Annotated in this window: 8 protein-coding genes; 7 read left to right on the forward strand and 1 reads right to left on the reverse strand. The window is 63.3% G+C overall.

Annotated elements, in window-relative coordinates:
• Window positions 1-360: 360 nt before the first annotated feature.
• The 3 genes from ACZ5DH_RS10175 (at window position 361) to ACZ5DH_RS10185 (ending at window position 4,343) form a co-directional block, all read left to right on the forward strand.
• Window positions 361-2,637 carry a hypothetical protein gene (locus tag ACZ5DH_RS10175; RefSeq protein ID WP_464254180.1) on the forward strand — a complete coding sequence of 759 codons (2,277 nt, stop codon included), beginning with the start codon at window positions 361-363 and terminating at the stop codon, window positions 2,635-2,637.
• 764 nt (window positions 2,638-3,401) lie between these two features.
• Complete coding sequence (locus tag ACZ5DH_RS10180) at window positions 3,402-3,572, forward strand: hypothetical protein (protein WP_179979903.1); 171 nt, start codon at window positions 3,402-3,404, stop codon at window positions 3,570-3,572.
• 84 nt (window positions 3,573-3,656) lie between these two features.
• Entirely contained in the window at window positions 3,657-4,343 is a 687-nt protein-coding gene (locus ACZ5DH_RS10185) for a ubiquinone/menaquinone biosynthesis methyltransferase (RefSeq protein WP_291301027.1), read from the forward strand.
• 445 nt (window positions 4,344-4,788) lie between these two features.
• Here ACZ5DH_RS10185 and ACZ5DH_RS10190 read toward each other — a convergent pair whose 3' ends face one another.
• Complete coding sequence (locus tag ACZ5DH_RS10190; protein ID WP_464254181.1) at window positions 4,789-4,986, reverse strand: DUF2065 family protein; 198 nt, start codon at window positions 4,984-4,986, stop codon at window positions 4,789-4,791.
• A 47-nt stretch (window positions 4,987-5,033) separates the two neighbouring features.
• Here ACZ5DH_RS10190 and ACZ5DH_RS10195 point away from each other — a divergent pair, with 47 nt between their 5' ends.
• From ACZ5DH_RS10195 to ACZ5DH_RS10210, 4 genes are read left to right on the forward strand one after another with little or no spacing between them, the layout of a single operon-like run.
• Entirely contained in the window at window positions 5,034-6,347 is a 1,314-nt protein-coding gene (locus tag ACZ5DH_RS10195; RefSeq protein WP_464254182.1) for a nucleotide sugar dehydrogenase, read from the forward strand.
• A complete protein-coding gene (mqnB, locus tag ACZ5DH_RS10200) occupies window positions 6,344-7,126 on the forward strand; it encodes a futalosine hydrolase (RefSeq protein ID WP_464254183.1) in 783 nt (260 codons plus the stop codon). The genes ACZ5DH_RS10195 and mqnB overlap by 4 nt, the downstream gene beginning before the upstream one ends.
• Before the next feature lie 8 nt (window positions 7,127-7,134).
• Complete coding sequence (locus ACZ5DH_RS10205) at window positions 7,135-8,100, forward strand: polyprenyl synthetase family protein (RefSeq protein ID WP_464254184.1); 966 nt, start codon at window positions 7,135-7,137, stop codon at window positions 8,098-8,100.
• Between the two features lie 25 nt (window positions 8,101-8,125).
• Window positions 8,126-11,125 (forward strand): AIR synthase-related protein, encoded by a 3,000-nt coding sequence (locus ACZ5DH_RS10210; protein ID WP_464254185.1) that lies wholly within the window; start codon window positions 8,126-8,128, stop codon window positions 11,123-11,125.
• The last annotated feature ends 181 nt before the right edge of the window (window positions 11,126-11,306 follow it).

Here is an 11,306-nt window from a genome sequence, read left to right on the forward strand (position 1 = left end):
GCGTTTTGTCTCCCAGCCTTTGGGCCGGCCGTCCTCCGTGGACGGCCGGCTTTTTTCAGGGCGCAGACCAGCGGCAGGGGACGCCAGAGCAGTTTCAAAGTGAACTTGCTCTAAGCCCGGGCGTGCCGTTATGGCGCGCGCCTGCCCGCGCAGTCCACAGGGCAAATCCGAAATGAACGTGCCAGGAAAGTCGCGCAACAGTGAGATTTGCGTCTTTCTTCATAACCTGATACGAAAAACCGTGGCTTTGCACGTATTTTGCTTCTGCGGCACGGCCAGCAACCGTCATACCGCATACAGGCGAAAATCCCGCCCCCTTCCGGCCCTGAAGCCAATGTTCCTAAACACATGAGGTCGCGCATGGCTGCCCAAGACACCCATGAAAACACTGAAGAAATCATCGACCTGACCGAGCTTATCGAAAAAGGCACTGTTCCGGAGGCCGATACCACCGCCTCAAGCCCGGACGCTTCCGAAGAGGACGACCTGCACACCCACATGCGCGACCTGAATGACAGCGGTCAGGACGTCGCTGCAGAAGCTGAAATCGACGACCTGCTGGCGCAGATGGAATACAAGGATGAAGACGGCGCGGACGCGGCGGCAGCCCCTGCACCGCGGACCGACGCCGGAGACGGCGGCGCGGAAAGCGGCATGGCACAGGCTGATTCTGGCGCCACGGCGCCGTCAGATTTCCCGCCAGTGCGCATGCCTGACGGCCATATTGTGGACCCCCACGAAGAATTGCTCATGCCCGGCATAGGTGATGTGGACAGTCTTTTGAATTCACTCGATATTCCGCCGCAACCTCGGCCGCATGAAAAAGCTGCGCCCTCACCGAAAGACACCGACAATGCCGTGGATCAGATGCTCGGCAATCTGAACGGCGCTTCGCGCCCCGCGGCTGAACATTCATCCGGGGATGCGGGCAAGCCCCCCCATGAGGACATGTCGGACCTGGACGAACTGCTGGCCGCCGGAACCATGCCAGAACCTGTAATTTCCGATGAGCTTGAGGCCCTGTTGCGCGAGTCGGCTCCGTCCGCAAACCAGCCGCAGGTTACAGACAAAAGTCAGACGACCCCACCAGTGCCCGAACCCGCGCCAGTTCAGGCGCAAGGTCAGGCGCAAGCCCCGGCGCAGCCTGCGGCCCCGGCCGCTGCAAGCCCCGCGCAGAGCGATCCCTCGCATGACCTCAATGCCGATCTGGACGCCCTGCTGCAGTCCATAATGTCCGACAAGCCGGGGCATGACGCAGATCAGCAGCACCATATGCCTTCCGACACGGCGCAGGCGTCTGCACCGGCCCGTGACGCTGGCCAGGATGCGGACAAGGCGCAGGATGCGAGCCCGGATGTGGGAAAGGATACGGACAGGGATGCGGACAAGGCGCAACCAGCTCCGGCCAGTCCGTCAGGCACAGGCGCTGACGCTGACGCCGACCCCGATCACCTTTCTGCGGATCTTGACCAGTTGCTGTCGTCCATCAACCAGCCAGATCCGGCCCCAAGGGCGGACAGTGGCGCAAGCCAGCCCGCTGCTTCCGACCCGGCAAAAGCCAACGACAAACTTGAATTTGATCTGGATGCCCTTCTGGCGGCGGCCGATGCCGAAGAACGCGGTCTCGCCAAGCCCGCGGCAAAGCCCGAGGCGCCTGCCGCAGAGCAACAGCCTGCCCCCGCGCAGACCGCAGACCAGCCCGAACCCGATCAGGCAACGCAAGCCACCGAACAGCCCGATCAGGCCGACAAACCGCAGCCGCCTCGGCAGCAGTCTGGCAGCCTGCTGCCCGATGTGGACCTGGATGACATCCTGGCAGGAAACATGGTCGCCACCCCGCCCGCCCAGGCTGCCACGGACCACGCAGACAAGGCGGCCGCTCACGCCACGCCTCCCGCCAGCGCCTCCAGCGCCGCCACAGGGCAGGCCACAGTCACGGCGGATATGACGGAGATAATGGCACGCCTTGACCAGTACGCGGAAAAACTGCAACAGGCGGACGACCGTGTGCAGGCTCTGGAAGCAGCTGTGGCCGAGGCCAGAGCCGAAGCCGATCAGGCCCGTGCCGAAGCCGATGCGGCAAGAGCCGCCGCACAGCAGATCCAGTCCGATCTGGATGAAAAGCTCACAGCGGCTCAGACCTCTCACGAAAACCTGGCGCAAACCGCCGCCGAAGCCCTCCATACGGCGCAAAACGCGGCGCAGGCAGCGGCCAGCGCCACTGCCCGGCAACAGGAGCAGCCCGACAGCGAGCCGCCTCTTGAAGCTCTTTTTGATACGGGCCACCCCCTGCACCAGCGTCTTATGGACAGCATCAACACGGCTGCGGCAGAAGCTGCGGGCAAGGCCGCCCGGCAGGCTGCGGAAGAAGCGGTTGCGACGGCCCAAAGCGCCATGGCCCAGCCCCATGACGCGCCCGCCGGTCATGAAGATTCCGCCCTGCTGGAAAGCCTGCTGGATGACCGCATGCATGCGGTCAACCTGACCATGCACGGCGCTTCCGCACGGCTGGACGCGGTTGAAAGCAGGCTGGATGAACTGGAACCACGCTTTAACGAACGGGTGGAAAAAGCCGCTGCTTCTGCGGCGGCCCGCATTCTGCGTGAAGAAATTGGCCGTCTGCTGGAAAACGAATAATCATCAGGCAGCCGCCAGGCCTTGGCTGCCGCTATAACGCACAGCCCGCAAGGATTCTGGCCATCGCGGCACCCGGCCCGGCACGGCGCGCGACACGGCAGCCGCAGGCGAAAGCACACGCCCAGAGCGGCAGGCAGTTCACTTTCGGGCTTTGCCTTGGCCTTTCTGCCAAGCCGCAGGCACGCCCACCAGCCCTTTATGGCCCTCAAAGCCGTGCAGGCAGGGCCTATGCGCTTGCCAAGCGGCAGCGGAACGCATATGCTGTTGCGCGATTTCAGAAGTATGGGAGCATCAGCCCGCTGATCCATGCCGCGTGGTTTCCCTTTGAAACCGGATTACGGCGTCATGGCGTTTTTCTGTTGCCGCTGGCCGCGTTTCAGCAAAAAGGGCACAGGTCATGGCAGTATGCCGAAGCCTGCGAAACCGGGGGCTCCCCGGAACGGGCGACCTTTGCGAACGGCATTCCCAAAGGTTACTGAACACCCGTTGCAGCGCCTGTTGCGGGCATGACCGCGCGGACAAACGGCGCTGCGCCCTGGCGACGGGCATGTGCGTACACAGCCGCCAGAACAAGTGCAGCGTAAGAGTGCTCTGACACATATATAAAAATGGGCGGGGGCTTGAGTTTCCGTTCGTTTCCCGTCCAGGCAATACCCGCTGTGGGTCAAGGCCATTCCCCTACGGGCGGGTTTTTTTCCTTCAGCCAGCAATTGCAAACGTCTGGCTGCTGGCGACAAGCGGCAGTAACAAGGCACGAGGACCGTATGGACAAGGATCGCAAGGAAGCCCTGCAGGTGGCCAAGGAACTGACCGCCAAATTCATTGAAACGCGCACGGTTTCCCCCGGTAATTTTGCCGAGGTTTTTCCTTCGGTCTACCGGGTGGTTTGCGCCGCCATCGGCGTTGATGCGGATCAGGACAACAAGGGAAAATAAGTGGATTCTTCTCGGCATTTCCGGCAGGAAGACGGGCACGCCCCGGCCGCCGCGCCGCAACCGGCTCCCAGGCCTGCCCATGACGTGGCCGTGGCCGGCATGTTCGGCCGTATTGTACGCTTTTACGACCTGCTGAACCGCGTTCTCAGCCTGGGCCTTGACCAGTACTGGCGCAAGGTGCTGGCCCGCAACGTGCGCCTGGGCGATACGGGCGTTGTGCTGGACCTGGCCGCTGGCACGCTGGATGTTTCCCTGGCCATACGCCGCCAGCACCCCACGGCCCTTGTGCCCGCGCTGGATTTCTGCCCGCCCATGCTGGTGCAGGGCAGCCGCAAGCTCAAGGGAGAAAACGCCCGGCGCATCCTGCCTGTGGCGGCTGACGCCAAGCGCCTGCCCCTGCCCGATGCTTCGGTGGATTGTCTGACCATAGCCTTTGGCATCCGCAACATCATCCCGCGCGAAGCGGCTTTTGCCGAAATGCTGCGCGTGCTGCGCCCCGGCGGACGGGCCTGCATTCTTGAATTCGGCTCCGGGCGGGAGCGCATCTGGGGCGGGCTTTACAACCTTTACCTGAATTTTCTGCTGCCCCGCGTTGGCCGCCTGTTTTCCAAAGACCCTGCGGCCTATGGCTACCTGGCCGACACCATCCGCGCCTTTCCTTCGGCTGTTGAGCTGGAAAAGGAACTGCGCAAGGCCGGGTTTTCCAAAGCGTGGTACCAGAAGCTCACGTCGGGCATCGTATGCCTGCATGTGGGAGAAAAGGCGCGCTAGCTGCCCATCGCAGCTGGAATCGTTGCGGATTTTCACGGTTCCGGGCAAGGCAGCCAGGGTTCAGCTGGTGGACGCCGCAACGCCAGAATCAGCCTGAACCTGCCAAAATTTGGTGTTTTACGCGCGTGCAAAGGATTGCCGGCGCCGGGGTTGATTGCGGAATTGCTTGCGAAGCCTGCCGGGAACAGACCATGCGCAAAAGCCTTGCGGCTGACGCCCGTGGCCCGGCAACCGCACGGCCAGGGGATGGTGCAGCCTGCTCACGGTCGGGTATTTTGCATCTCCACTGACAAAATGCTCCGGAGCAGCCTGGCGTTGAGAATATTTTTTTCGCAACGGGTAAAAACGCCCGCTGCGGCTTTTCCAGCGCGGATGCCCCGCGCAGAGATTTCACGGCAAGCGCCCCGCCTGCGCCGCCGCCAGAGCAGGTACAAGCACCACGGCCCTAGTGCGAGGCAAGCCATACTAGCAGCAGGCCCAGAGCCAGAGCCGCCAGCCCCACCACGCGCAGGCGGCTTTCGGGCAAAAGCAGCAACTGCAGCAATGTGCGGCGCATGCCGCCGGGAAACAACGTCCAGCACAGGCCCTCAAGCACAATGGCGAGACCCAGGGCGCGCAAAAAGAGTTCAATATTAAATTCCATGCTTTTCTTGGTGACGAAAAAAGCTTGTTTTGTAAAGGAATGAAATTATGGTGACATTCGAGGCTCTGCAACAAGGCAAGGAAACGCTGGCCGTGGTTGGCCTGGGCTACGTGGGGCTGCCCCTGGCCGTTGCCCTTTCACGCCACATGAAGGTGCTGGGATTCGACATCAGCGCCCAGCGCGTCAAGGAACTGCAGGACGGCCATGACCGCACCCGCGAGGTGGACGATGTCAAACTGCGGGCCGCCGACGTGCGCTACACCTGCGACCCCGTCGAACTCAAGCAGGCCGCCGTCATCATCGTGGCCGTGCCCACGCCCATTGACGACCACCGCTCCCCTGACCTCACCCCCGTGGTGGGCGCCAGCAAAACCGTTGGCCAGAACATGAGCAGGGGCTGCGTCGTGGTATACGAATCCACCGTCTACCCCGGCCTTACCGAAGAAATCTGCGTGCCCATCCTTGAGCGTGAATCCGGCCTTGCCTTTGGCAAGGACTTCACCATCGGCTATTCGCCGGAACGCATCAATCCCGGCGACAAGGTGCACACCCTCGAAACCATCACCAAGATCGTTTCCGGTTCCGACGGCCCCACCGCCGACCTGCTGGTCAAGGTCTACGGCTCCGTTGTCACGGCGGGCATACACCGCGCCTCCAGCATCAAGGTGGCCGAGGCCGCCAAGGTCATCGAAAACACCCAGCGCGACCTCAACATCGCCCTCATGAACGAGCTTGCCATCATCTTCGGCCGCCTGGGCATAGACACCCTTGAAGTGCTGGAAGCCGCAGGCAGCAAGTGGAACTTCCTGCCCTTCCGTCCCGGCCTTGTGGGCGGTCACTGCATCGGCGTGGACCCCTACTACCTCACCTACAAGGCCGAGGAACTGGGCTTTCACCCCGAAGTCATTCTGGCTGGCCGCCGCATCAATGACTATATGGGCAAGTACGTGGCCGAATGCGTGGTCAAGCGCCTTATCAGGAGCGGCCGCGTCATCAGCGGCGCGCGCGTGGGCATCTTTGGCTTCACCTTCAAGGAAAACGTTCCCGATCTGCGTAATACCCGCGTGGTGGACGTCATCCGCGAGCTTGAAGACTACGGGGTGCAGGTGCTGGTCAGCGACGCCGAAGCCGACCCCGCCGAAGCCCTGCACGAATACGGCCAGATCCTGCTGCCGCAGGAAGACCTGCGCAACCTTGACGCCGTCATCCTGGCCGTGGGACACAGCGCCTACAAGGCCCTGACCCCCGAAAAAGTCAAGAGCCTCTTTGCCCAGCAGGACAAGCCCGTCGTGCTGGACGTAAAAAGCTTCTTTGACCCCGCAGCCATGAAGGATGCGGGCATAGACTACTGGAGGCTGTGAGCCGCGTGAGTCTGCTTGTCTGCGCCGCCACCGGCCCGGAACTGGCGGGCCTTTTGCCGGATTTTTCGCCGCCTCTGACGGCTGACGCGAAATCCGGCGGGGACGGCACGGCAGCGGTCTCAGCCGCGGCAAACTGGCCCGAAATGCGGCTGTGGCCGGTACGGCTCAAGGCAGGCGACGCCCTGTGCTGCATCACGGGCATTGGCCCCATCAACGCGGCTCTGGCCATGGGCCGTGTCCTGAGCCGCGCAGAAGCGGAAGGCACAGCCGTAAGCGCGGTGCTGAACGCGGGTCTGGCGGGCGCATTTGACCTTGAGGCCAGGCCCCTGCTTTCGCACTGTCTTGTTCGGGAAGAAATATGGCCCGAATACGGCCTGCACGACGGCCAAAGCGTCACAGCCGGGGCCTTTGGCTTTCCGCAGTGGCAGCCCCCGCAGGGCGAAGCCGTGCGCGACCGCCTGACGCTGTCCGGCGTGGAAGCTCTGGCCCCCTTTGGAGGCAGATGCGCCAAAGACGCCCTGGCTGACTGCCGTTCGCTCACCGTGGCGGGCGTCAGCGCCAGCTTTGCCCGAGCGGCGGACCTGCGGAGCAGGTATCAGGCCGATCTTGAAAATATGGAAGGCTTTGCCGTGGCATATGCCTGCGCACGCCAGGGGATTCCCTGTGTGGAAGTACGCAGCGTGTCCAACAAGGTGGGGCCGCGCGCCAGGGAAGAAAAAGATTTTCCCGGCGCCCTGCGCGCACTGGCACAGGTGCTGCCCGCCCTTAACCTTATCTGAGTAGCGACATGATTCAACTCAAAGCACGCCTCGCCCTGGAACTGCCAGCCATCAACCGCGCTCTGGACAAGGCCGTGGACACATTGCCCGAACCCGTCCGCCCCATAACCCGCCATATTTTTCAGGCTGGCGGCAAGCGTTTGCGGCCCCTGCTCACCGTGCTCACGGCACGATTGCTAGGCAACGGCAATGAAGATATCCTGGATTTGGCCGTCACCCTTGAAATGCTGCACGCCGCCACCCTGCTGCACGACGATGTGCTGGACAATGCCGTGAGCCGCCGGGGCAAACCCGCGGCCCATACGCTTTACAACGTCTCCAGCGTCATTCTGGCGGGCGACGCGCTGCTGGCCGGGGCCAACGCCCTGGTGGCCCAGCGGGGCGACCCGCGCCTTTCGCGCTGTTTTTCCGAGGCCACAAGCCGCACGGCGGCGGGCGAGATTCTTGAAATCGCGTCCCAGGGCCGGGTACACACCAGCGCCGATCAGTACGAAGAAATGGTGCGCGGCAAGACGGCATGGCTTATCCGCGCCGCCTGCGAGATGGGCGCGCTGGCTGCCGGGGCCGACGCCGACGCCGTAGCCGCTGCCGCCACCTATGGCGAAAACCTGGGCATGGCCTTTCAGATGGTGGACGACGCGCTGGACTTCGCCCCCGAGAGCGCCACGGGCAAGCCCACGGGCGGCGACGTGCGCGAGGGCAAGCTAACCCCGCCCCTTCGCCTCTACCGTGCCAGCCTGGACGAGGCTGACCGCAAGAAGTTTGATGCGGCCTTTACCAGCCTGAGCATGACCGAGGCCGATGCCGAGGCCATTGCCCTGCGCATACGCGAAGCGGGCTTTGACGCCGAGGTACGCCGACAGGCCGACACTTTTCTTGACGCGGCAAGGCGTGCCCTTGACAGCCTGCCCGACAAGCCGGAGCGCAAGGTCATGTTCAACATGGCCGACTATGTGCGCGACAGAAAGAAATAAGCTGTAACCTCACGAGGAAGCACCAATGCTCTACCGGGTGGAAACCGGCCTGCACGCCGGACTGGACGATACACAGGGTCGCAAGACGGCCCATCACCTGCTCAAAGCCCTTAACCTTTCCACGGGGTCCGTGCGGCAGATCAAGGTCTTTACGGCCGAGGGCCTCAGCGAGGCCCAGGTCAGACGCCTGCTGGATGAAGGCATCTGGCACGACCCCATCCTGCAGGCGGCCTCACTTGAGCCTCTGCCCGCGGGCCAGCCCGAGCCGGACTGGTATGTGGAAGTGGGCTTTCGCCCCGGCGTGACGGACAATGAAGCCCGTACCGCCCGCGACACAGCCGCTATGGTGCTGGACATTCCGCGCGACAGCCTGCGCGTCTACACCGCCGTACAGCACCGCATCGTCAATGATCCCGCTGCTCCGCTGACCCGCGAACAGGTGGACATGCTGGCCCGTGACCTGCTCTGCAACACGCTCATCCAGCGCTACCGCATCAAAAGCCGTGAAGAATGGCAGGCCAGCCCCGGCTTTGAAGCCCAGGCGGCCCTTGTCACCGGCGAGGCCAACGACACGGTGGACACCATCACCCTGTCCGGCATGAGCGACGACGACCTCACCCAGGCCAGCCGCGCCAATACCTGGGCGCTGAACCTCAGGGAAATGCACTGCATCCGCGAGCAGTTCACCGCCCCGGACGAAGCGGCGCGCCGCAAGGCCCTGGGTCTGCCCGGCGACCCCACTGACGTGGAAATGGAAGTGCTGGCCCAGACCTGGTCCGAGCACTGCAAGCACAAGATTTTCGCCTCGCGCATTGATTACGCCGATGCGGATACGGGCCGCCGCGAAGTGGTGGACAACCTGTACAAAACCTGCATCCGCGACGCCACGGCCATCCTGCGCGAGCGCATGGGCGAAAATGACTACTGCAAGTCCGTGTTCAAGGACAATGCGGGCGTCATCGCCTTCATCAACGGCTACGACGCCTGCATCAAGGTGGAAACGCACAACAGCCCTTCGGCCCTTGATCCCTACGGCGGCGCGCTCACGGGCATTGTGGGCGTCAACCGCGACCCTATGGGCACGGGCATGGGCGCGGAACTTGTCTGCAATACGGACGTGTTCTGCTTTGCCTCGCCCTTCCACGACAAGGCCCTGCCCCCGCGCCTGCTGCACCCGCGCCGCGTGCTGGAAGGCGTGCGCGAAGGCGTGGAGCACGGCGGCAACAAGTCCGGCATTCCCACGGTCAACGGTTCTCTGGTTTTTGACGAACGGTATCTTGGCAAGCCGCTGGTCTACTGCGGCACTGTCGGCGTGATTCCGGCCGAAATCCACGGCCGCCCGGGCTGGTTTAAAAAGGCCGAGACCGGCGACTTCATCGTCATGACCGGCGGGCGCATCGGCAAGGACGGCATCCACGGGGCCACCTTCTCTTCCGAGGAGCTGCACGAAGGCTCCCCGGCCACGGCCGTGCAGATCGGCGACCCCATCACCCAGCGCAAGATGTACGACTTCATCATGCGCGCCCGCGATCTCGGCCTCTACCACGCCATTACCGACAACGGCGCCGGCGGCCTGTCCTCTTCCGTGGGCGAAATGACCGAAGACACGGGCGGCTGCGTGCTGGACATAGCCAAGGCTCCCCTCAAGTACGACGGCCTGCGCCCCTGGGAAATCCTGCTCTCCGAAGCGCAGGAGCGCATGACCCTGGCCGTGCCGCCCGAAAAGCTGGACGAGTTCATGGATCTGGCCGCCCGTATGGATGTGGAAGCCACGGCCCTCGGCACGTTCACCGAATCCGGCTATTTCGAGGTGCGCTACAATGACCGCATTGTGGCCTCCATGCCCATGCGGTTCATGCACGAAGGCGTGCCCCAGCTTGAACTGGAAGCCGAATGGAAGGCTCCGGAACTCAAGGAAATCTGTGTGGATGTGGCCGACGCGGACCAGGGCGCTTTTCTCAAGCGCATGCTGAGCCGCCTCAACATCTGCTCCAAGGAATACATCATCCGCCAGTACGACCACGAAGTGCGCGGCGGCAGCGTCATCAAGCCTCTGGTGGGCGTCAAGCGCGACGGCCCGGCGGACGCGGGCGTGCTGCGCCCCCTGCTGGAATCCGACGCCGGACTTGTGATCTCCCACGGCATCTGCCCCAAGTTCAGCGATTACGACACCTACTGGATGATGGCCAACGCCATGGATGAGGCCATACGCAATGCCGTGGCCGTGGGCGCGGACCCCGACGCCCTGGCCGGGGTGGACAACTTCTGCTGGTGCGACCCTGTGGTCAGCCCCTCCAACCCTGACGGCCGCTACAAGCTGGCACAGCTTGTGCGCGCCTGCCGCGCCCTGCGCCAGTTCAGCCTTGCTTTCGGCGTGCCCTGCATTTCCGGCAAGGACTCGATGAAGAACGACTACACCGGCGGCGGCGAGCGTATCTCCATCCCGCCTACGGTATTGTTCTCCGTTCTCGGCGTCATTCGCAACGTCACCGCCACCCAGACGTCGGACTTCAAGAAAGCCGGCGACTACATCTACCTGCTGGGCGGCACATGGAACGAAATGGCGGGCAGCGAGGCCGCTGACGAACTGGGTCTCAAGGGCGGCCATGTGCCCCATGTGGACGCCGCTTCCGCCATGGCGCGCTACCGCGCGGTTTCCGCCCTTATGGGCCAGCGGGCCATCTCGGCCTGCCACGACTGCTCTGACGGCGGCCTGGCCGTGGCCCTGGCTGAAATGTGCATCGGCGGCCGCCTGGGCGCGGAACTGAACATGGACGCCGTACACGCCATGCAGTGCATGAACAAGACAGAACTGCTGTACAGCGAGAGCGCCAGCCGCCTGCTTGTGAGCGTCAAGCCGGAGCTGGCCATGATCTTTGACGCCCTTGGCCAGTGGCAGCTCTGCTCACGGGTGGGCGCGGTCACCGCCGACAGCCGCCTGACCATAAAGTCCGGCGACAGCGTCATTGCCAACGAGGATGTGGAAGACCTGGCCCGCGCCTTCAAGGTTACGCTGGACTGGTAAAACAGACCTCGCAGCAGAACGAATAAAGAAATGCCGCCGGCTCCCTGCCAGCGGCATTTCTTTATTTTTTTCCGCCAGCCCCACCCTGAGGATCCGGCTTCATATCTTCCAGACCAGATTAACTTTGAGAATGGACATTCTCAAAGTTTAAGACACGCATGCTTCGGCGCTTAACAGCGCA

The organism is Desulfovibrio simplex, assembly GCF_055387835.1.